19 protein-coding genes are annotated in these 20,663 nt (G+C 70.5%); 6 read left to right on the top strand and 13 right to left on the bottom strand.

Annotated features, from left to right (window positions below):
- Window positions 1-230: 230 nt before the first annotated feature.
- A complete protein-coding gene (locus HOP40_RS20565) occupies window positions 231-644 on the top strand; it encodes a hypothetical protein (RefSeq protein WP_172161012.1) in 414 nt (137 codons plus the stop codon).
- Here HOP40_RS20565 and HOP40_RS20560 read toward each other — a convergent pair.
- Window positions 586-1,392 (bottom strand): CPBP family intramembrane glutamic endopeptidase, encoded by an 807-nt coding sequence (locus tag HOP40_RS20560; RefSeq protein ID WP_172161010.1) that lies wholly within the window; start codon window positions 1,390-1,392, stop codon window positions 586-588. The genes HOP40_RS20565 and HOP40_RS20560 overlap by 59 nt on opposite strands.
- 178 nt (window positions 1,393-1,570) lie before the next feature.
- On the opposite strand from HOP40_RS20560, the gene HOP40_RS20555 reads away from it, so the two are divergent.
- Both HOP40_RS20555 and HOP40_RS20550 read left to right on the top strand, forming a co-directional pair.
- The gene (locus HOP40_RS20555; protein ID WP_172161008.1) at window positions 1,571-2,071 is read left to right on the top strand and encodes a L,D-transpeptidase; all 501 of its coding nucleotides are present in this window, start codon (window positions 1,571-1,573) and stop codon (window positions 2,069-2,071) included.
- 350 nt (window positions 2,072-2,421) lie between these two features.
- Window positions 2,422-3,657: an IS110 family RNA-guided transposase gene (locus HOP40_RS20550; RefSeq protein WP_172161006.1), complete on the top strand. Its 1,236-nt coding sequence runs from the start codon at window positions 2,422-2,424 to the stop codon at window positions 3,655-3,657.
- 79 nt (window positions 3,658-3,736) lie between these two features.
- On the opposite strand, the gene mptB is transcribed toward HOP40_RS20550, so the two are convergent.
- The 5 genes from mptB to HOP40_RS20525 all read right to left on the bottom strand — a co-directional run bounded on the left by mptB (window position 3,737) and on the right by HOP40_RS20525 (window position 8,947).
- A complete protein-coding gene (gene mptB / locus HOP40_RS20545; RefSeq protein ID WP_240157175.1) occupies window positions 3,737-5,215 on the bottom strand; it encodes a polyprenol phosphomannose-dependent alpha 1,6 mannosyltransferase MptB in 1,479 nt (492 codons plus the stop codon).
- Between the two features lie 220 nt (window positions 5,216-5,435).
- Complete coding sequence (locus HOP40_RS20540) at window positions 5,436-6,167, bottom strand: DUF305 domain-containing protein (protein WP_172161002.1); 732 nt, start codon at window positions 6,165-6,167, stop codon at window positions 5,436-5,438.
- Window positions 6,164-6,961, bottom strand: coding sequence for a DUF3105 domain-containing protein (locus HOP40_RS20535; protein ID WP_240157174.1), 798 nt, complete (start codon window positions 6,959-6,961; stop codon window positions 6,164-6,166). Before HOP40_RS20535 ends, HOP40_RS20540 begins: the two co-directional genes overlap by 4 nt.
- 136 nt (window positions 6,962-7,097) lie before the next feature.
- Window positions 7,098-8,336 carry a tetratricopeptide repeat protein gene (locus tag HOP40_RS20530; protein ID WP_240157173.1) on the bottom strand — a complete coding sequence of 413 codons (1,239 nt, stop codon included), beginning with the start codon at window positions 8,334-8,336 and terminating at the stop codon, window positions 7,098-7,100.
- A 233-nt stretch (window positions 8,337-8,569) separates the two neighbouring features.
- Complete coding sequence (locus tag HOP40_RS20525; protein WP_172160998.1) at window positions 8,570-8,947, bottom strand: hypothetical protein; 378 nt, start codon at window positions 8,945-8,947, stop codon at window positions 8,570-8,572.
- Window positions 8,948-9,994: 1,047 nt separating this feature from the next.
- Here HOP40_RS20525 and HOP40_RS20520 point away from each other — a divergent pair.
- On the top strand, window positions 9,995-11,230 hold the full coding sequence (locus tag HOP40_RS20520; RefSeq protein ID WP_172160996.1) for an IS256 family transposase: 1,236 nt from the start codon (window positions 9,995-9,997) through the stop codon (window positions 11,228-11,230).
- Between the two features lie 266 nt (window positions 11,231-11,496).
- Here HOP40_RS20520 and HOP40_RS20515 read toward each other — a convergent pair whose 3' ends face one another.
- The 5 genes from HOP40_RS20515 to HOP40_RS35525 form a co-directional block, all read right to left on the bottom strand.
- The gene (locus tag HOP40_RS20515; protein ID WP_420821763.1) at window positions 11,497-12,786 is read right to left on the bottom strand and encodes an MFS transporter; all 1,290 of its coding nucleotides are present in this window, start codon (window positions 12,784-12,786) and stop codon (window positions 11,497-11,499) included.
- Between the two features lie 87 nt (window positions 12,787-12,873).
- Window positions 12,874-13,944 (bottom strand): PLP-dependent cysteine synthase family protein, encoded by a 1,071-nt coding sequence (locus HOP40_RS20510; protein ID WP_240157813.1) that lies wholly within the window; start codon window positions 13,942-13,944, stop codon window positions 12,874-12,876.
- A gap of 121 nt (window positions 13,945-14,065) precedes the next feature.
- Window positions 14,066-14,452, bottom strand: coding sequence for a hypothetical protein (locus tag HOP40_RS20505; protein ID WP_172160994.1), 387 nt, complete (start codon window positions 14,450-14,452; stop codon window positions 14,066-14,068).
- 77 nt (window positions 14,453-14,529) lie between these two features.
- Window positions 14,530-15,252: an AAA family ATPase gene (locus HOP40_RS20500; protein WP_205346846.1), complete on the bottom strand. Its 723-nt coding sequence runs from the start codon at window positions 15,250-15,252 to the stop codon at window positions 14,530-14,532.
- A 108-nt stretch (window positions 15,253-15,360) separates the two neighbouring features.
- Window positions 15,361-16,296, bottom strand: a complete 936-nt coding sequence (locus HOP40_RS35525; protein WP_240157812.1) for a Mu transposase C-terminal domain-containing protein — start codon at window positions 16,294-16,296, stop codon at window positions 15,361-15,363.
- Between the two features lie 4 nt (window positions 16,297-16,300).
- Here HOP40_RS35525 and HOP40_RS35520 point away from each other — a divergent pair, with 4 nt between their 5' ends.
- Window positions 16,301-16,879, top strand: coding sequence for a hypothetical protein (locus tag HOP40_RS35520; protein ID WP_205346844.1), 579 nt, complete (start codon window positions 16,301-16,303; stop codon window positions 16,877-16,879).
- Here HOP40_RS35520 and HOP40_RS20490 read toward each other — a convergent pair.
- Window positions 16,861-18,219 carry an NAD(P)/FAD-dependent oxidoreductase gene (locus tag HOP40_RS20490; RefSeq protein WP_172160992.1) on the bottom strand — a complete coding sequence of 453 codons (1,359 nt, stop codon included), beginning with the start codon at window positions 18,217-18,219 and terminating at the stop codon, window positions 16,861-16,863. The genes HOP40_RS35520 and HOP40_RS20490 overlap by 19 nt on opposite strands.
- A 71-nt stretch (window positions 18,220-18,290) precedes the next feature.
- On the opposite strand from HOP40_RS20490, the gene HOP40_RS20485 reads away from it, so the two are divergent.
- Window positions 18,291-19,001 (top strand): TetR/AcrR family transcriptional regulator, encoded by a 711-nt coding sequence (locus HOP40_RS20485; RefSeq protein ID WP_172160990.1) that lies wholly within the window; start codon window positions 18,291-18,293, stop codon window positions 18,999-19,001.
- A gap of 152 nt (window positions 19,002-19,153) precedes the next feature.
- Here HOP40_RS20485 and HOP40_RS20480 read toward each other — a convergent pair whose 3' ends face one another.
- Window positions 19,154-20,488: a helix-turn-helix domain-containing protein gene (locus HOP40_RS20480; protein WP_172160988.1), complete on the bottom strand. Its 1,335-nt coding sequence runs from the start codon at window positions 20,486-20,488 to the stop codon at window positions 19,154-19,156.
- Window positions 20,489-20,663: the final 175 nt, after the last annotated feature.

The following is a 20,663-nucleotide window of genomic DNA, read 5'->3' as shown; positions in this document are numbered from 1 at the left end:
CAAACACGTCCACGGCCGCTCCTCCGATGCCGACCCGGTTGCAGACTCGGAACTTCTACACCGCATAGTAAGAACACTGATAGTAGAAGCCGCATGCGATGTGCCGAACCGGGGATGACATGCCACACGCTGGGCCCTCCATCGCACGGGCCGCGCTCCCGGGCGCGGCGGCAGGGCCTTCGCGAGACCGAACCCGAGCCGCTGACCCGACCTGGAGCACGATGCCGACCATGCCCTCCTCGCCCCGCGGCGGCACCACAGTCGTGGCCGTCATCTGGACCGTCGCCGGTGCGCTGCACCTGTGGATCGCGCTGGACGCCGCAGGCACGGCGGTCGTCCTGGGTTTCGCCCTCGCCGCGGTGGCCTTTGTCGGCGCGGCCGCGCTCATCGTGGAGCCCCGCCCCGAACTGCTGGTCGCCGCCGCCGTCGCCGGGGTGATCGGGGTGGGCGCGTTCGCGATTCCGCTGATCCTGCCTCTCCTCGGCGTCGGTGACCCCGTAGCCGATCCCGTCAGCCCCTGGGGCGTCGGCGGATTCCTCGTCGATGGGCTGACCGTCCGGCTGGCCGCCTTCACGCTGCGCCGGGCTACAGCCAGCCGACCCTCCCGTCCAGCAGGGCGTAGCCCAGGAACGCCACCACGTTGATCAGCGTGTGGGCGCCGACGAGCATCCACAGCCGGTTGGTTCGCTGCCACACCCGCGCGAAGACCAGACCCATCACCAGGTTGCCGAAGAACCCACTCGCGCCCTGGTAGAGGTGGTAGCAACCGCGCAGGAACGCCGACGCCAGCGCGGCACGGTTGGCCGACCACCCGAGCTGGCGCAGCCGGGTCAGCAGGTAGCCGACCTCGACGACCTCCTCGGCCCACGCGTTCGCCGCCGACGAAGCGACCAGCAACGGCAGCTCCCACCAGGTACTGCCCAGCGTCGTCGGCGCGATCGTCGCGCTCAGGCCGGACGCCCGGGCGATCAGGTAGAGCCCGAGACCCGGGACCCCGATCAGGGCGGCGAGCCCCATCGCCCCGCCCAGGTCCCGCCCGGGACGGGTGGCATCCAAACCCACCGACCGCAGCGCGAAACCGGCGCGCAGCAGCAGGTAGGCGCCGAGCGCTCCCCAGCCGACCAGCTGCAGCACCCGGACCAGCTGCAGCGCCAGATCGACCAGCTCGACGTCCGCGGCGGGAGCGTTGAGCACCACCTGCTGCTGTGCCAGTGGTGTCGGCGCCAGCAGCGCGTCGACGAGGCTGAGTGCGCTGCGCAAGGCGGACAGGCCGGTGGTGACGGTGAGCACCACGAGCAACTCGGTGAGGATCAGCCGCCTGCGCCGCGGGTCCACGACGACGGGGGTGGTCGACGGAGGGGGGAGGATCCAGTCCCGCACGGTGCCCGCCACGGAGCCGACGCTATCGCCGAAGCCACCAGCCGGTGACGGCGCGCCCCGCCCGGCCGGAGTGACAAGCCGGCGCAACTGTCGGCCGCGGTGAGATTCGCCACATCCCGTTTGGCCTCTCGACCATCACCTTCATCGACTTCAGAGGGTTATCAGGTTGACACCAGGAGTGAGGAGTTTCATGCGCACGCTCAGCCGGGTTCGCCGTCGGGCTGCGATGATCGGGCTGGTCGTGGCGATGCTGCTGTCGGCGGGTTCGATGGCGCTCGCCGGGCCGATACCCGGGCCTCCCGTGCCGGCCCCGCTCGTGCCGGGCACCCCGTGTACCGCTACGGCCAGGGCCTGCGCGGACCTGATCGGGCTGCGGGCCTGGCTGTTCCAGGACGGCCGCATCCTCCGCGGCCCGGTCCCGATCAGCATCGGCGACGAGCTCGACCCCACCCCACCCGGCCGGTACGCCGTGGAATGGAAGGCCAAGGACTGGGTGAGCCGCGAATACGGCACGCCGATGCCCTACTCGGTGTTCTTCGCCCCCGGCGGCATCGCGTTTCACGAGGGCAGCCTGCAGACCAGCTCCTACGGCTGTATCCGCATGGAACGGGGCAATGCGGCGGCGTTCTTCGACTACCTCCAGGTCGGCGACGAGGTTCAGGTGCACAGCGACCCCCCTGTGGCCGGGTAGCAGCCCCCTCGCGTCCAGCGCTCGACAGGCGGCGACACCGCATCCACGTCGCCGAGATCCCGGGCCCGCGGTCCCGTGACGGGGCCGGCCGGCCCTGGCGTCGACCGGGACGATCTACCGCCGGCTCCCCCCCGTTACCTTCTTGATCAAGCCCGGTGAGGGCTTGCAGGCCACCGGCCACGGCATGACTTGTCGCCCCTGTCGTTGATGATCTGGGGGGTGTTGTCACCGTGGTCGGAGGGCGCCAACGACCGCTGATAGAGACCTGACCCGCACGCGTGGTCTGCTCGTAACGTGGCTGCCGGCGCGGGTGTCCGGGTCGGCCTGCCACGGTTAGCGAGGAGGCCTCGTTGTCGGGATCCGACAAGACCAGAGATCACGGGTTCGCAGTGTTCTGCGGACTCGACGTGGGCAAGTCCGCCCACCATGCGTGCGCGCTGGACCCGACCGGGCAGCGGCTGCATGACAAGGCCCTGCCCAACGACGAGACCGCCCTGACCGAGGTCTTCCAACGGCTGGCCACGAACGGACGGGTGCTGGTGATCGTCGATCAGCCCGCCTCGATCGGCGCCCTGGCTGTGGCCGTCGCCCGCTCGCTGGGCATCGAGGTCGCCTACCTGCCCGGGCTGGCGATGCGCCGGATCGCCGACCTGCACCCGGGGCAGGGCAAGACCGACGCCCGCGACGCCTACGTCATCGCCGACGCCGCCCGCACCATGCCCCACACCCTGCGCCGGGTCGGCACCGACGACGAGATCCTCGCCGAACTCACCGTGCTCGCCGGCTACGACGACGACCTCGCAGCACAGACCACCCGGCTCACCAACCGCCTGCGCGACGCGCTGTTGCACGTCCACCCCGCGCTGGAACGCCTGCTCGGGCCCCGCATGGACCGCGGCGGAGTACTCGATCTCCTCGCCGCTGCTCCCACACCCGACGGGCTGCGCCAGCTCGGCGAGGACGGCATCACCGCAGTCATGCGATCCCGCTCGCCGCGTCTGGCCAAGACCTTGCCTCGCCAGATCCTCGCCGCGCTCGACGCCCAGACCGTCGTCGTCCCCGGCACTGTCGCGTTCGGGCGGGTGATCGTCGGAGTCGCCACCCAGCTGCGGGAGGTCCGCACCGAGCGCGACACCCTGGCCGCCGAACTCGAGACCCGCCTGGAGGCCCACCCTCTTGCCGAGGTCCTGACCTCGATGCCCGGCCTCGGGTTCAGGACCGCCCTCAAGATCCTCACCATCGTCGGCGACGGCGCCGCGTTCCCCACCGCCGGGCACCTCGCCGCCTACGCCGGCCTCGCCCCCGTCACCCGCAGATCCGGGACGTCGATCAAGGGTGAGACCCGTTCCCAGCGCGGGAACCACGCCCTGAAATCCGCTCTGTTCTTGTCGGCCTTCGCCAGTCTCGCCGACCCGACCAGCCGCGCCTACTACGACCGCAAACGAGCCCAGGGCAAGCGACACAACGCCGCCCTGATCTGCCTCGCCCGCCGCCGCACCGACGTCATCTACGCCATGCTCCGCGACCGCAAGCCCTACCAGCTCTCCGCACCGGCCGAGCCCGACTCGCACCCCGCCGCCGCTTGACAACGACATAGAGACACCCCCCCGCAGCGGACGTAGCGATCGCTGTGGTGAGATCAGCGCACCGGGTGCTCGGCACCGCTCACAGCGGTCGCGGACGACGCCACCGAGTCCTCGCGGGCTCCGGACTCGGCGATGCGGGCGCGTGGGCTCCAGCGGCCAAGTGCAGCGGGTCCGGCCGCAGCAGCGAGACCGCAGCCAGGCCGGCTAGCAGCGCGCACACCGCCAGGTAGGGCCAGTTGTAGAGCGCGGTCTCGCCGTCCGGGTAGTAGACGACGAGCAGCCACACCGAGCCGAACACCACGTACGCGAGTTCGCGCGGCGACCAGGCCGTCATCGCCAACAGCACCATGCCCCAACTCACGTACCACGGCAGCATCGTCGGCGACAGCACGGCGACAGCGAGCAGCACGACGCCCGCCCGGCGGACGGCGTCGGACCCACCGTCACGGGCCGCCCACCACTGCCGGACAGCGATCACCAGCAGCACCGACGCGCCGAGGATCCGCGCCACGTCGACGAACGGCTGCTTGCCGACCTCGGAGACGAGGTTGACGGCGTTGAACGCCAGCTCGCCGGCAGCGGTCGGCATCGACAACCAGTTCACGATCATCGACGGCGCGGACAGGGCGGGCAGCCAGCCCACCCCGAACCCCGCGACGAAGGTCCAGAACGCGAACACGACGCCGAACACGCCGAGCCCTGCCGCCATCGCCTTCGCGAGCCGGACGCGAAACGAACCCGGGAGCCGGGCTGCCCACACGAGCACGAGGAACGGCAGCGCCACCCCGGCGGTGGCCTTGACCGCCATCGCGCAGGTGACGATAGCGATCCCAGAGACGTGCCGCCCGCGCAGCGCGAACAGGCTGCCGGCGGCCAGCAGTCCGACGACCAGCAGGTCATTGTGTATCCCGCCGACCATGTGGATCACCGTGACGGGGTTCGCCACCGCGACCCACAGCGCTACCGGTACCCGCCCGCCGAGGCGCCGGGTGAGCTCGGGAAGCGCCCAGACCACCAGCAGCAGGCCGGGCAGCAGGAGCAACCGCCACCCGACCACGCCGACGATCATGTTCTGCCCGGTGGCGGAGAACAGCCAGGCCATGCCCTGGGCGAGCAGGATGAACAGCGGCCCGTAGGGAGCCGGGGTCTCCTGCCAGAAGTAGTGCACGTTCTCGCTGAGCACGTCCCCCAGGACATCGGGGCCGACCTGGTAGGGGTCGTGACCGCGCAGCGGCAGCGTGCCCTGGGCGAGGTAGCTGAAGACGTCACGGGTGAACAGCGGCGGCGCCACGAGCATCGGTGCGAGCCACACCGCGGCGGTGCTCAGCACTGCGCGCCCGCCCACCCTGCTCGCCAGGACGTCGCGTCCCAGCCGCACCCACGCCCACACCAGGAGCCCGACGCCCAGGTACACCAGCGCCGTCGCCATCTCGCGACCGTGACCGTAGCGCCAGAAGCCCAGCGCTGAGTTCGTCAGCACCGGATCCCGAACCAGCACCCCGCCCGCACCGAAGCCGCCCACAACCAGGAGCACCGAACCCGTGAGGCCCAGCAGCACCGCGTGACGCGGCGGGCCGCCGAAGCGTGCGTGCCACCGCGGCGCAACGGGCGAAGGCGCCTCCGGGAGGGGCGCTGGTCCGTCGATCGGTGGGGAGGGCTGTGCGCTCACGGGTCACCCTGCTTCTCTCGGTGATGCCGGTTGGCCGTGATCGGTTGGCACAGACCGCGCGACCGGCAGTGCGGGCGGCTCGTGACCCTCGGCAGGGCGTCGAGGACCATCAGGCTGGCAGTGGGGCTGCGCCCCGCTCGGCGAGCATCTGACGGATGGACTGGCTTTCCGCGGTCTGGGCGGTGAGCATCTGGGCGGCCAGGTTCCGCACCTGCTGCCGCCCGGCCCGCTCGGCGGCGTAGCTCAACATGCCGGCACCGCCTTCGTGATGGCGCAGCATCAACTGCAGGAACAGCACATCGGCGGCTGGTCCAGTGCTGGCCCGGAGCCGGGCGAGATCCTCGGTCGAAGCCATTCCCGGCATCTGTGCCCTGCCGTCTGCGACATGGCCCATGCCGAGCTCCGTACTCATGTCCGACATCCACCGCATGTATCCGTCGACCGGGAAGGCAGGCGCGTCCCATAGGGCGAGCCAGCCCTGCATCTGCCCGATCTGAGCGGTCTGTCCGGATTCGATGTCGAAGGCGAGGGTGCGGACGGTCGGATCGCCGCTGCTGTCGCGCGCCCAGCCGGCCATCTGCACGGCGTTGCGATGATGCACGCTCATGTCCTGGGCGAACCCGACGTCGACGGAGTCCGTACCCGGCACGGCCGACCCCGCGGAGCCGGAGCGCCCGAGGATCAGGCCTCCGGTTGCCGCCAGCAGCAACAGCGCCAGCACCGCACCCGCTGCGATCACCCTCCGCGGCCAACGCGCCGGCCCGGCCGACTCGATCGGCAGCTCGTCTGCTGAGGCGTCGGCGGAGGTGTCAGCGCTGTCCGCAGGTGTCCGGCCGGTCATGATCCGTCTCCGGTGGGCTGGTCTGCGGCGGTCTCGGTCTCGGCCCGGACGCCGGGTTGCCCGGCCGCTGAGACCGGTGGGGCAGGCTGGTAGGGCGGTGGAGCGTCCTGATCGAACTGGCCGGGCCCCAGCGCGTCGCAGCTGGCCCCGTTCTCGGGGTGGGTGTTCGGGTTGGCGCGAAGCGCAGCCACGAACTGGTCGATACGAGGGTCAGCGGCGTCGGCGAGCTTGAGCTGATGCCCCCAGGACTGCACCGCGATCGGCTGGTCGAGACCCGGGTACGGGGACAGCGCCATGTAAGGCCGGTCCTGAACACGGTCGGCGAGTTGCTCGAGGGCGGCACCGCCGAGCTGGTCGGGGTTGTAGGCGATCCACACCGCACCGTGTTCCATCGAGTGCACCAGGTTCTCACTACGCACCGGCTGGTCATAGACCACGCCGGAGCAAGCGGCCCACGCCTGGTCATGCGTGCCACCGGTCGGTGGGGACTGGGTGTAAGCCACCTGCTCGGTCGGGCCGACGTGCTGGCCGCCCTCGTAGGTCTGCTCAGCGACTCCCGGGATCTGGGTCGAGGGATCCTGGTTGGCCGCCGACGGAGTGAAGGCGGAAAGCGCCTCGGCACGCGCGTTGCCGGCCTGGGACTCCAGCAGGGCGTAGCCGAAGACACCGCCCGCGAACAGCACCACCATCAGTACCGCGACGATCGTCCCCCACGGGGTGGACCGGTCGGTCACGAGCGAGGTCTTGGCCCGGTCCTGGCGGTTTCGCTTGCTCTGTTTTCCGCTGACCATCATCTCATCCTCATCACATTCGGCTGCGGCGACGGCGGGAGCAGGAGGGATGACTGAGCAACACCTTGAGAGCTTTTCTGCCACCCTGTGCAGTGTCTCGTGGCGTCGATTCGGAAACTCCTGGTACGCCCTTCATGGTTCATGACCCGGACCCCAAGGCGGCGATCGTCGCGCGGGCGATCGGTGCCTGCAGCGGGTTGAAGTAGGGATTGATGGACATCGCCTCGTTCAAAACCGCCAACGACTCGTCGCGGCGACCCAGCGAGGCCAGGATCATTCCGCGGTGATAGAAGTAGCTCGCATTTCGCCAGCCGAGCTCAGCGGCGCGGTCCGCAAACGTGATCGCCTCGGCATAGCGGCCGTTCACGTACAGGGCCCAGGCCATCGAATCGGCACTGAAGATGCTCTGCCTCCGGCCCCATTCGGCCTCAGCCAGCCTCAACGCCTCCGCCGGCTCGCCGTGGTCGGCCGCGATCAACGCGGCAACCTGGTCGTCGGTGGACCCGTCTGCGGCGTAGAGCCGCTGCTGGACGGCGAGGACGTCGTACTGCGCCTGTGCCTCCTCGGTGCGACCCACGGCCTGCAACAATTCGCCGTACTCCAGCAGGTATCCCGGAAGCGGTACCCGGTTGGTGATTTCCTGGTAGCCCACGAGCGCATCGTCGGTGCGACCCTGTGCATAAGCCACCTTGGCCATGCCCTGCAGCAAGGCGACGTCGTCGGCCCGTGCGTCCAGGCCGGCCGCGTACTGGGTGGCCGCTTCCTCGACGTCCCCGCTGTTCCAGGCCAGCTCGCCCAGGTAGTAGCGGCAGAACGCGACGTCCTCGGGAGACAAGGCGGATGACAATGCCCGCTCCAATGCGGCCCTGGCGTCGTCCACGCGGCCGCGGAGCTCCAGGTCGTAGGACGCGCGGGTGAACGCGGCGAGACCGGGCTCGACATCCAGCATGCTCTCGAGGGCGGCAGTTGATGCGTCAGGTTGGCCGAGCTGAGCGTAGGCGTCGACCAGAACGCCGTAGACCTCACCGGTGTAGGGCCGCAGTGGACGTGCTTGTTCTCCGTAGTCGCGCGCGGCCGCGAAATCGTGACGGGCGTTGGCCAGCTGGCCCAACCCGATCAGCGCCTCGCCGTTGTCGACGGGGTCGATCTGCAACGAACGATCCAACGCGCCCTGCGCCTGGCCGTAGTACGACGGGTCACCGGTGATTCGCGCCCGCTCGGTGTAGGCGGCGCCGAGCCGCGCCCACAGCGGGGCGTCCTCGGGTTTGCGCCGCAGACTCCGCTGTGCGTTGTCGATCAGTTCGTCGAGAGCGCTGGGGCCGGCGAACGGCACCGCGGCCTGCGATGTCGGTTCGGGGTCGGGCGTCAGCAGATTCACCCCGGCGATAGCGACCAGTAGTAGACCTAGCACTATCAGCAGAACGGGCACTCGGGAACGGGAACCGGAGTCATCAGTCATCGATGATTACACCTCGTAGCGGCGGAGCGGGGACGCCACGCAGCTCAGTCGGGGATTCGCAGAATTGTGATCCACGACGGATAACTCCCTCATGGACGGATCAGCTACATGAGATGTGAACGGTCCGACAACCACGCAGAAAGGGCGGCGAATCAAGCACATTTCGGGCATCGCATCCTGGCTCCGACAAGCCGCCAACCGTGCGCGGCGGTGACTGATATTCCGTGGACAGGACCGGTGAAATGCACGGCGTCCGAGCCCTCGGAGTACTTGATGCCGCACTCGGCACACCGCACTGTCCAGCACACACGTGATGCGGCCTGCGAGGACTCATCCGAGGAATCGTGAATCTCCCGGCCTTCGTCAGTGTTCCGCACGTTGCAGGCCGCCTGTTCGGCGATGATGCCGACCGGCGGCTCGGGACGCTGCGACGCGCGACGCGGTGCAGCCACGAAAACGGCCGCGACAATGACCCCGACGATGGCCAGCGGTATCCCGCCGAACACCAGCACCGCCTCCAGGGTGTTCATCGTCGAGCCTTGCGGACGGATGGAACCCTGTGGGGGTTTGTCGAACGGTGAAGGTGAAGGTGCACGGCAACTCCGACGGCTACCTGATCATGGCTGGCGGACGAGGCGAACTGCATCGAGCGGGCCACGTGGGGACCTGCGCCGTCCTGCGGTTCGACACCCCAGGTGGCACGTGCAGTCGCATCAGGCGACGGTCAGCCTCGACGGAGGTCCGCGGCGACGGAACTGGCCGGCGCCGGGTCCGGGTACGGCTGCTGCGAGAACGTCAACGAGCGGTGGCGTCAGTCGCGCGGGGACCGGGAGACGGCGTCGCGGTAGCCGAATCGTCCGCCACAACGCACCGGCCAGCAAGAATAGTGATTCCGCCCCAGCGACAGCCGCAATGACGAGCACGGCCAGCACCATCTGGAGCGGGAGGATCGCGCGGTCGCCAGAATGCTCGGTCCCGTAGGGGAGAACGGCCATCGCGGCATGCACGACGGGCTCACTGACCAGCATCCCGCTGGCTGCGGCGAAGTAGCCTCGATGTCGGCCCGGCTGCGCCAGGCGCATCAGCCCCAGTGCGATTGCGGCTGCACCCAGAGTTGCTGTGTGCAGCGGGTGACTCCCGGCCACAGCTCCAGCGGTCACGGCGACCAGCACGGTTGTCATCGCTGCGAACGCCGCAGTACGCGTGCCGGGAGTCGTGATGTCACGGCCCTGCTTCATCGAGCCGCCCTCCTCGCACCCGGTATCCGGACCCATGCCGAGCGATGGGCGGTGGCGCACCGGGCAAGTCAGCGAACTGCACCTGGATGTCCTGGGGGCGGCCACGCTTCTACACAGCATAGTAGGTGCACGATCCGCCGGACCACGGGACCACGGGTTGAGGTGTCCACGACGATTCATCGCGCAGCGCGGCCAGTACGACCGCCGAGTCGGGTCACGTCCCCTGGGTTGGTGGAGTTCGGGTTCGTGGTCTTGGCGTGGCGATCCTGACGGAGACGGCCATCGTGCGACGGTCGGTGAGACCTGGCTAAGGGTTCTCACGGAAGGACACGACGCACGATGGCCTTGGACCATGCTGCCCTATTGGAAGTCCTCGACGCACTCAAGGCCGGTGATGCCGGTGAACGTGTCCGGGTCGCGGCCGAGACGATGTATCAGGCCCTGATCGAGACCGAGGTGACGGCCACGATCGGTGCCCAGCCCTGGGAACGCAGCCCGGGGCGCACGAATCAGCGCAACGGCTCGCGGCCTCGCATCCTGTCCACCACGGCGGGGGACCTGGCGCTGCGGATCCCGAAGTTGCGCACCGGGTCGTTCTTCCCCGCTCTGCTCGATCGCCGCCGGCGGGTGGACCAGGCCTTGTTCGCGGTGGTGATGGAGGCCTACCTGCACGGGGTCAGTACGCGCAAGGTCGATGATCTGGTGCAGGCGCTCGGGGTCGGGTCGGGGATCTCCAAGAGCGAGGTCTCCCGGATCTGCGCTGATCTCGACGACCAGGTCGCGGCGTTCCGGGCCCGGTCGCTGGCCGAGACGAGTTACCCGTATGTGTTCCTGGATGCGACCTACTGCAAGGCCCGCGTCGATCACCAGGTGGTGTCCCAGGCCGTAGTCGTCGCGATCGGGGTGCGCGCTGATGGGCACCGCGAGGTGTTGGGTCTCGATGTCGGGGACAGCGAGAACGGCGCGTTCTGGACCGGGTTCCTGCGCAGCCTGGCCGCCCGCGGCCTGAGCGGGGTGAAACTCGTCATCGCCGACGCCCACCTCGGGCTCGGCCAAGCGGTGCGTACGGTGCTGCTCGGTGCCGGGGTCCAGCGCTGCCGGGTGCATTTCATGCGCAACGTGCTGGGCGTGGTCTCCAAGCCGCACGCGGCGATGGTGGCCGCGTTGATCCGCACCATCTTCGCCCAACCCGACGCGGCCGCGGTGCGCGAGCAACTCACCACCGTCGCTGGGATGCTGGGCCGCCAGTTCCCCAAGGTCACCGCCATGCTCGAGGCCGCGACCGAGGAGCTGCTGGCGTTCACCGCGTTCCCGCCCACGCACTGGAAGAAGATCTGGTCGACCAACCCCTTGGAGCGGTTGAACAAAGAGATCAAGCGCCGTGCCGACGTGGTCGGGGTCTTCCCCAACCCCGCCGCCCTGCTCCGCCTCACCGGCGCCGTCCTGGCCGAGCAACACGACGAGTGGCAGGTCAGCGACCGCCGCTACCTCTCCGAAGCCTCCATGGCCGCTCTGGTCGCGGTTCCGGCCAGGAACACCGCACTACCGGCCACCGCCCTGATCACGGCATCATGAGCACGCACTGACCCGCACGGTGTCGAGCACGAACTCCACCACTCAGCGGGACGTGACCCCGAGTCGGGTGACGGTGATTGCCCGAAGGGCACGGCCGAGGCGAGCAGATGCCTCGTGCCGTCGAAGCGGCGGATCCGACGGGACGAACTCTGTGAGCAGTCCGCAAACATTGCGTAGCCCGCCGAACGGGCTCGACGTATGGCGTGACGACCCTGCACCCGCTCGACTGCAGGGCTGCGCATGTCCTCCGGACCTGCACCGCGCTATCACGGCCTCGACGGACCGCTCGTGATCAGGTGCCTCGATCCGGTGCCGTGCGGTACGGCACGTGCGGACCCGGCCCCCGGTGGTCGACGGCGCAGCCGGTGCCGACCGCCCCGGGGCCGGGTCGGCTCCTCGGCCGGCAGGAGACCGCGACGGCGAAGCGCACCCACCGCGGCCGCGCAGCCGGCCCCGACGATGATCAGTACCACCCAGGGAGCCGCCGGGAGGCCGGTGGACCGGGCGATGTCCAGCGCCCAGCCGGTCCCCAGGTTGCCCAGCAGGATGCCCACACCGCAGACGGTGTTGTAGAGCCCGTAGTGGGTGGCGACCCGGCGATTCCCGGAGAGCGCGACGATGGTGTTCATCTCGAAGGGGAACACGATCGTCGTGCCCAGGGCGAGCACCGCGGCGGACAGCACCAGCGCGGCCATGCCGACCGCCCCACCCAGACGGCCGGGACCCGGCGGTATCGCCTCCGCGGCGAGGAGCGGCACGAACGCTGCGGCCAGTACGAGCAGCCCGGCGGCCATCGAACGGGCGGGCCCGAGCCGGATACGGCACCAGTCGGTGACCCGCAGCTGGCCGAGGATGGTCACCAGGCCGGACACGGCGAACAGGACGGCGACCAGGATCGTGGCGTCAGACGCGGTCGCGGTGACCACCCGGGCCTGCAGAGGCAGGGCCAGGTAGACCTGGAACGACAGGACGTACGACCCGGCCATCGCCGCGGCGAACAATAGGAAGGACCGGTTGCCGAGGATCTCCCGCCAGCCCGACGAGGTCGCGTCGGCGCCGCCGTCCTGTGGGCCGCCGCGCGGCGGAAGGGCTCGGATCTGCAGCAGGGTCAGCACGGCGAAGACCCCCGCGGCCACCAGGCACGTCACCGAGAACGCGATGCCGGTGAGCGCCAGCCCGACGAGCGGGCCGAGCAGGATGCCCGCCTGGTAGAACACGCTGAACAGGGCGAACGCCTCGACCCGCCGCTCCCCCGCGTCGTGCGCCAGGTAGGCGCGGACCGCGGGATTGAACAACGCACCGGCGAATCCCGTCGCCGCCGAGGCCACGATCAGCGCCGGTACGGAGTCGACGAACCCCAGCAGCGCGAACCCGACAGTCCGCAGCGCGCACCCGGCCACGATCAGCGGCTTGTACCCGAAGCGGTCGGCCAGGGCGCCGCCGACGAGGAACATGCCCTGCTGGGCGAAGTTGCGGACCCCGAGGATCAGCCCCACCAGCCACGTCGCGAGCCCCAGCCCGCCCGACAGGTGGGCCGCGAGGTACGGGATCAGCATGTAGAAGCCGAGAGTTGATGGTGAGCTGGTTGAGCAGCAGCAGCTGCACCGGTCTCGGGAAGGAGCGGTACTGGGCCAGCGTGCGCATCACGGGATCCGCGCCGCGCGGGAACGGGTGGGGTCGACGACGGTCGTGCACCGCGTCCAGCTCGTCACCTCGCGCTCGCCCGGGTCGTCGATGCGGGCGGGATGGAGGTCGGGGGCCGCACCAAGCAGGCCGTGCCGACGGCAGAACTCGTCGTTGTAGACGGTGTCGAAGTAGCGCTGCGGACCGTCGGGGAAGATCGCCACGATCCGGGTCCCGGCGGGATGCGTACGGGCAGCCCAGCCGGCGACCAGCCCGACCGCGCCGACGCTCCAACCCCCGCTCGCATAGCTCGTCGACGCCAGCCGACGGCACGCCCACACGGCCTCGGCGGGCGCGACCCAGTGCACTTCGTCGAACGTCGGGTAGGCGACGTTGCGCGGGTAGATGCTCGACCCCAGGCCGCGCATCAGCCGCGGGCGTGGGGACTGGCCGAAGATCGTCGATCCGATAGCGTCGACCCCGATCACCCGCAGGTCGGGGAGGTGTTCGCGGAGCACGGAGGATAGTCCTGCCGAGTGACCACCGGTGCCGACCGAGCACACGAGGATGTCGATGCCGTCGGTCTGCTCGAGGAGCTCATGTGCCATCGGCGCGTAGGCCGCGACGTTGTCGGGGTTGTGGTACTGGTCCGGGCAGTAGGCGCCCGGGTGGTCGCGCAGGATGCTGCCGACGGCGCGACGGCGCGCCTCCTGCCAGCCGCCCTCGGCGCACGGCTCGTCGACGGTGTGGACCTCGGCTCCGTATGCCCGCAGGAGCCGGAGCATGAGCGGCTCCATACCGGGGTCGCTCACCAACGTCACCGGGTGTCCGTAGGCGATCCCGGCCAGGGCCAGGCCGAGGCCGAGGGTGCCGCTCGTGGATTCGACGATCCGGGCACCGTCGGCGAGATCGCCGCGTTCCCTGGCGCGCCGGACCATGTGGAGGGCCGGCCGGTCCTTGATCCCCCCGGGATTGAAGCCCTCCAACTTCGCCCAGAAGCCCCGCGGGTCACCGGTGAAGGGCTGATCGATTCTGACGAGGGGGGTGTTGCCGACCACCAGCGGCAGTCGGGGAGCCGGCGGTCCGGCCAGGTCGGGTTCCGCTGCGGGAAGGGCTGCGGGCAGGGACAGGGCACGTGCAGACACGGGTGCGTTCCTCGGATCACGCCGCAGGCGCGGCGACAGACGGGACAGGAGCACGACTCCGGTCCTGTCACGTCCTCGCGATGCACAACCTGTCGAGCAGACGTCGCCCCGTGGGCGCGCAGCGCCGGCCCCCGGCCCGTCTGGCACGGCGCTGTTCCGGCGCCGCCATCACGTGCGTCACGTCGGGCACATCGACGGGCTCGCAACGGTCCGGTACACCGCTGGGGCCCCGCCAGGTCGAGGCACCGGTCATGTGCTCATCGGCGTGGTGGTCCTCGCAGTGGGCGCTCGCCGCGACGTCGGGCGGTGCGGCCGAGGACGGCAGCGCGATGCACAGGCCGGTCGACTGAGCGAGCATCAGGACCGCGAACAGCAGGACCATGGCCGCCCGTTGCCGCACGACCTGCCTTGCGCCACTCACAGTGACCGGACGGTAATCGCCGGTCTGCGACACGATCGAGGAATCCCCCCGCTGTGACGCGCTGAGATGATCGGCGCTGTTCCGGCGACGCTATCTGGCGCGGCGTAGTGTCAGGCGTTGCCGATCACGAGGGCATCGCGGGCGGCGTCGATGACCTCGACGGTGATGAGGTCGAGGTTGTTGATCGCGGTGATGCGTTGGGCTTGGGCGAGGAGCCGGGTCACGAGCCGGAAGTTGCCGCCGGTGGTGCGGGTGATCGCGGCGTTGGTCTCGGCCCCGGCGGGGTCTGTGGCGTCGAGGCCGAGGTGGGGCCAGTCGGCGATGACGCGGGCGAGTTCGGTCGGGCTCAGGTTGAAGTAGTGGTGAACGAAGCCGATGCGGCTGTAGAGCTGCGGGTAGCGGGCGAGGCGTTTCTCCAGGCCAGGCACGCCGACGAGGATCAGGCCGAGGTGGCTGCGGTCGTAGAAGTCGCGGACCTGTTCCAGGGCCCGGTAGGCGAGCCGGTCGGCCTCGTCGACGACGAGCAGCTCGGTGTGGACCGACGCGCCGTGGGGTTGGCGGCCGGTTCCGAAGTCGATGACGCTCTCCGCGCGGAGCAGGGCATGTCGGGTGGCGAGGGTGTTGAGGTCCTTGTGGATCCGGACCGGGCTGGCGCAGACCAGCGGGGTGTAGAAGATCGTGTGCCAGTCCGGCCGGGCAGTGCCCTGGTGCAGCCATGTGTCGTGGCCGAGCAGAGGTCGCACGTGATGCCAATCGGCGTAGCTGCGGGCGGAGATGGTCTTCCCGACCCCGGGCGGGCCGTAGCAGAGCCCGATGTAGCGGTCGGCGCGCACGGCATCGGCGAACTCGCCGAACCGGCGGTGCTCGACGGTGCTGACCAGCTCGGGAGCCTGCTGGACAACGCCTTTGCTGCGCCGGGCACGGTGTCGGACGTCGTCACGTCACTCCCGGGCGTAGAGCTTGAGCCGACGGGCGTTGCCGCCGCGCTCCGCTGCGGGTGGAGTCGGCCCTTCGGGGTCGGGTTCGGAGTCGGCCGGGATGGGAGCGGGGCCGGCGCGCAGCGTCATTAGCTCGTCGACGGTGGCTCGGCGGGAGGCGAGGGTGGCGGTGAGGTCGCGGCGGTGCCGACTGCGGGAGGCGAGGATCTCGCGCAGGCTGATCGTGGTGCCAGCCAGTTCGGGGCAGATCGCGCGGCTGAGGAATGTGCCCTGGTGGAACAGGCGGATCTCGGCGAGATCGCGCGGGTCGTAGCGGACGATCACGGACTCGCCGACGTAGGCGGCCAGGGTGGGGTCGAGGTAGCGCAGCCCGAACAAGTGCACCCCGTCGGGATGGATCTTGCGGGGTTTCGCGACGGTGAGCAGCAGCAGGTCGAGCTGTTGCAGGGACTCGGGCATCCGGGGAAGGAACCCGCCGGCGACCCACCGCTGGTGCGGTGCCTGCCGGGTCTCGCTGTGCGGGCGCTGGTGGTAGACGTTGGTGATGAACCGCCCGATCGCCTCGTCCAGCTCGGGCAGGTTGAGCCGGGCCTGTCCGGCCCGGTCGAGGGTGCCACGGGGTGCGTACCCGGGCAGCCCAGCCAAGCACATGGTGTTGATCGTGTCGAAGAAGCGTTCGATCTTCCCGCGGCACCGGGGCCGGCCGGGCAGGTAGGTGACCAGGCGGATGTTCAGCTCGGCGGCGACCTGTTCGAGGTGGCGGCTGGTGAAGTCGCTGCCGTGGTCGGTGTAGAAGACCTGCGGGATTCCGCAGACCTGCCAGCCCGGTTCGGTCTTTCGCCAGATCGCTCGGCGTAGTACCAGCGCGGTGTTCATCGTGTTGGGCGCGTCGAGGGCGACGCCGTGAGCGGCGACGGCGCGGGAGTGGTCGTCGAGGATCGCGGTGAGCCACGGCCGGTTCCCCGGTGGCGGTGCGGACCCACAGATCGAGCTCGGTGTGGTCGGCCTGCCAGATCTCGTTCGGCGCGTCGGCCTCGCGGCGGTGCACCAACTCGAACACCTCGCCGTAGCGCTTGGCGCCCTCGGTGCCCAGGCACACCAGCCCCGGGTCCAGCGCGGCGACGATGTCGCACACGGTGCGGTAGCTCGGCACCGCCCAATCGTGATCGGCGGCTACCTCGCTGACCTGCCGGTGGATGACCGCTCGAGTGGGCGCGGGGCGGCGCAGCGCCAGGCCCGCGATCAGCAGCTCCAGCTTGGACTGGACTCGGCGGCGGCCACGGTCGCAGCGCTGATGTCGGGCCAGACCGGCCAACCCGCCCGCACGGTGCGTGGCCAGCCAGCGTTGCGCGGTCCACAGCGGCACGTCGGCGGCACGCGCGGCCGCGGCGAGCGGCACGTCGTCCTCGAGGTGCGGGCGCAGAACACGCCACCGGTGCAGGGCGACATCGCGCTGGTCGTCATCGAGCGCTGCGAGCTCGCCGGGCCCCACAGCCGGCGGGGTCATGACCGGGCGGGGTAGGTGCCCGCGGGAGGAGTTCGCGCCGGGACGGTCTGCTGGGCCGGCGCGGCCGGCACCGACCGGTGCCGCAGCACGCGGGCCAGGACCGGCGGGGCGAACAGCGCGGCCGGCGGGGCCAGCAGGTGGGAGACGGACGTGAACGCCAGGTTCACCCGGTCGTCGACGGCGGCCGCCCGCAGCACCCGGGCCACGTAGCCGTTGACCCGCTGCTGGCCGCGCGGGCGGACCCCGACCGTCCGGGCGTACATGAAGTCCGCCCCCGTCGAGATCCGCCACGGGGCGTCGACCACCGTGGCGAGCGCCTTCGGCGCGGCGGTCGCGAGCGCCCGCCCGGCACCATGCCGGTCGACGAGCCGGCCCAGCTCGCGCACCTGCAGCAGCGCCGAGCTCATCCCCTGGCCGTAGATCGGGTTGAAGCTCGCCACGGAGTCCCCGACCGCGACGTAGCCGGGCACCGGGCGGGCCAGCCGCTCCCAATGGCGACGCCGCCCGGTGCGGAACGTGTAGCGCCACGGCCGGTCGAGGAACGGCCGGCCGACCAACGGGGCCAGGATCGGGTCGGCGAGCGCCGCCGCGGCGTAGGCGCGGGCCCCGTCGGGGTCGGTGGGACCGGTCTGCCCGAAGTACGCCCCGAACCCGACCTGCCAGCGGTCGCCCTCCATCGGCAGCGCGATGGCCATGCGCGGGTTGTCTGGTGTGTTCTGCACCGCCGCGAGCACCGCGCCGTCGAGGTCCTCCGGGCGGCGCTCGACGAGGAACGCCGTGTATCGGATGTCGACGCCGACCTCGCTGGTGGGCGGTACGGGAAGGTCGGCACCGAGCGGCACGCCACCGTCGCGCCCGCCGGCGTCGACCACCAGGTCGGCCTCGACCGAGCGCCCGGAGCCCAGCGCGACGCCCCGGACCGCTCCCCGGCGGGCGAGCGCTCCGGTGACGGTGTCCTGTTCCCAGCGCACGTTCGGGATCTGCTCGACCGACGCGCGCACCTCCTGCTGGATCAGCTCCCGGCTGCAGAGGGTGCGGGTGATCCCGAGATCGGGGAAGCGCAGCTCGCGCCGGACCGCGCCGGCTGCGGCCCAGTAGCACGCGACCCGCGTCGGGTCGGGTCCTCCCGGGGCGGCGCCGCGGTCCAGCAGCCGCTGCCCCAGGTCGGGGAACAGCTCGTTCAGGACCAGCGCGCCGGAGACGAGCATCGCGTGCGGCAGCCCCGCCTGCGGGGGCAGCGCCGGCGCCTCCCGGCGCTCGACCACCACCACCTCCCGAGCGCGAGCCGACAGCGTCGCCGCCGCCGCGAGACCCGCCATACCGCCGCCGACGACGACGACCCGGTTCAGCTCCATGACGCCCACCTCGATTCGCATCATTATATCGATACGATGTTACGATACGCTGCTACGTTACGCTGTCAAGCATGGGCAGACGGCGGGTGCACGACGAGGCGACAGGCGAGGCACTCCTCGACGAGGCGCTCGCGCTGCTGCGCAGGGGCGGGCCGCCGGCGGTGTCCGTGCGGGCGGTCGCGGAGGCGGCCGGCACGAGCGCGCGCGCCGTCTACACGGTCTTCGGATCGATGCAGGGCATGATCGACGCGCTGGCCCAGCGCGGCTACCGTCGGCTCGCCGGGCTGGTGAACAGCGTCGCGCCGACCGACGACCCGGCCGGCGACCTGGTGACGGCCGGCGTGCAGGGCTTCCGCACGTTCGCTCTCGAGGAGCCGGCACTGTTCCGGCTCACCTTCGAGCAGGTCTCGGCCGAGCTGCTCGCCCACGAGCCGGTGGCCCAGGCCGGTTACGACAGCTACCGAGCGCTGCGCGCCCGGATCAGGCGCCTGCGAGACGCAGGTGGCGTCCATCCGCACCGGACCGACGTGGCCTGCTGCTTCGCCTTCCACGCGACGTGCCAGGGCCTCGCATCCTCGGAGATGGCGTCCCGGCAACCGCCGGACGGCCCGGGCCTCTGGGCGATGCTCGACGTCGCCGACCTCGCGCCGGTCTGGCACGACACCCTGACCGGGCTGGTCGAGCGCTTCACCCTCCCTCCCGTCGAGTCAGCCCGCGCTCGCACACCGCGAAGTCGCCCCGAGACGCCCGACGAGTGGCCCGCGGAATGGCCGTCCCGATGAGAAATCGGGTTGCGGACGGTCAGGACCTGCCGACGCCCGCGCCGCCCCGGCGGTGGCTGGTGCACCGTTTCCGGCCGCAGCAGGGTGCAGGACTCACCGCTGACCACGCACCGATCGCCGATCCCGGAAGCTGTTCTGCGCCGCGGGGCGTCTCATGGAGAGGGCTTCGCGTTCACGCTCGAGTGGACGGCGATGGCGGTTCGGGTGCTCACGCCGAGCTTGCGCAAGATGCTGCTGACGTGGTTCTCCACGGTTCGTTCGGAGAGGACGAGCCGTGCTGCGATCTGCCGGTTGGTCAGGCCGTCGGCGACCAGGCGGGCCACATCGCACTCCCGGAGTGTGAGCGGGTGTCCGCGCTGCTGGAGACCTCGGAGCTCGCGCCGGGCAGCGTCACCGAAGTGTGGCGCGTGCACGCGGTCGGCCAGCTCCACGGCCAGGGTGAAGTGGGAACGAGCGGTGGTGTGATCGCCGAGGAGTGCCGCGAGCCTTCCGAGGAACAGGGCCACCGGTCCTTCGTAGGGGCCGACGATTCCTCCCCAGGCGTGCTGGTCCAGGTAGGGCGCGAGCTGCTCGACCAGGTACGGAGCTGTCACGGTGTCACCGAAGGCGGCGCAGAGGTCGGCGTATCCCGCCATGGCGATCAGCCACTCGATCGAGCTGGTCGGGAAGTCAGGCAGCCTCGGAGCCAGAGCCCGCCATATGGTCGCTGCCTCGTCGGTGCGCCCCGAGGCAAGCAAGATCTCGGCGTGCCAGCCGTGAGCGTAGAAGGGAGCGCCGGACAGGACGCGACGCACCTCCGGCTCGATGTCGTGCAGTCCGGTCTGCGTCTGGACAGCGAAGCGAGCCCGTAGGACGAGATCGACGAAGGCGGCGTCCTCGAGACCGGCCGCCGTGCCGCACCGGAGCGCGGCAGCGGCGAGGACGGGCACGTCGTCGAGGTGGCCGTCGAGGAGTGCAACGGATGCGCGTGCTGCGGCCACACGCCATCCCCATGCCGGGGAGCCGAGCACAACCGCCTGTGAGCTGAGCTGCATCAGCTCGGCGTTGAGCTCGACGCGATGGCCGAGCTGTGCGTAGGCGTCGAGTCGCCACAGTGAAGCCCAAGCGGCATCCTCCTCACGCCGAGTCGCGTTCGCGAGCTCCATCAGATCGTTCGCGGTGTCGAGTCGGGTGTGCACCCCGGCCGCCCCGATCGCAGCCGCGTGTCTTGCGTGAAGCTCCCGGGCACGCTCGTCGGCAGCGGCTGGGTCGAGCGCCAGGGGTGCGTTCTCCGGGTGGGGACGCCACGGACTCTGTGTGACCGCGACCAGGGTCCGCAGCCGCTCTGCCCGGACTGGGTCACGATCCCCGATCAGGTCCAGCGCCTCCAGACACAGGGCGTGACGCTGGGCGGCGAAGTCCCACGCACCGATGACCGGTTCAGTGACCACGAGCGCCGCGTCGGCAAGCAGCTCGCCGTCCCCAGCCTCTCGTGCGATAGCCGCCACGGCGCGAGCCGTCTCCCAAGACGACCGCACCGAGCCCCTGCGGTACTCCCCGCGGGCGTGGGCGAGGAGCTCCCAGCCTCGCCTGGTGTCCGCCCCCATCGCGTCCTCGAGTTGATCGTGAGTACCTAGGCCGCACTCAACGGTTGAGTGGTTCCTCGGATGATTCCGGAATGCG

It is taken from the genome of Pseudonocardia broussonetiae, from assembly GCF_013155125.1.
GTDB classification, from domain to species: domain Bacteria; phylum Actinomycetota; class Actinomycetes; order Mycobacteriales; family Pseudonocardiaceae; genus Pseudonocardia; species Pseudonocardia broussonetiae.
This window is presented reverse-complemented; position numbering and strand designations above follow the sequence as displayed.

What these genes read in the sequence shown, in the direction of transcription:
- HOP40_RS20565 (WP_172161012.1), top strand. Translation starts at nt 231, where the DNA reads ATGCCCTCCTCGCCCCGCGGCGGCACCACAGTCGTGGCCGTCATCTGG.
- HOP40_RS20555 (WP_172161008.1), top strand. Translation starts at nt 1,571, where the DNA reads ATGCGCACGCTCAGCCGGGTTCGCCGTCGGGCTGCGATGATCGGGCTG.
- HOP40_RS20540 (WP_172161002.1), bottom strand. Translation starts at nt 6,167, where the DNA reads ATGACCGGCCGGACACCTGCGGACAGCGCTGACACCTCCGCCGACGCC.
- HOP40_RS20535 (WP_240157174.1), bottom strand. Translation starts at nt 6,961, where the DNA reads ATGATGGTCAGCGGAAAACAGAGCAAGCGAAACCGCCAGGACCGGGCC.
- HOP40_RS20525 (WP_172160998.1), bottom strand. Translation starts at nt 8,947, where the DNA reads ATGAACACCCTGGAGGCGGTGCTGGTGTTCGGCGGGATACCGCTGGCC.
- HOP40_RS20520 (WP_172160996.1), top strand. Translation starts at nt 9,995, where the DNA reads ATGGCCTTGGACCATGCTGCCCTATTGGAAGTCCTCGACGCACTCAAG.
- HOP40_RS20515 (WP_420821763.1), bottom strand. Translation starts at nt 12,786, where the DNA reads ATGCTGATCCCGTACCTCGCGGCCCACCTGTCGGGCGGGCTGGGGCTC.
- HOP40_RS20490 (WP_172160992.1), bottom strand. Translation starts at nt 18,219, where the DNA reads ATGGAGCTGAACCGGGTCGTCGTCGTCGGCGGCGGTATGGCGGGTCTC.
- HOP40_RS20485 (WP_172160990.1), top strand. Translation starts at nt 18,291, where the DNA reads ATGGGCAGACGGCGGGTGCACGACGAGGCGACAGGCGAGGCACTCCTC.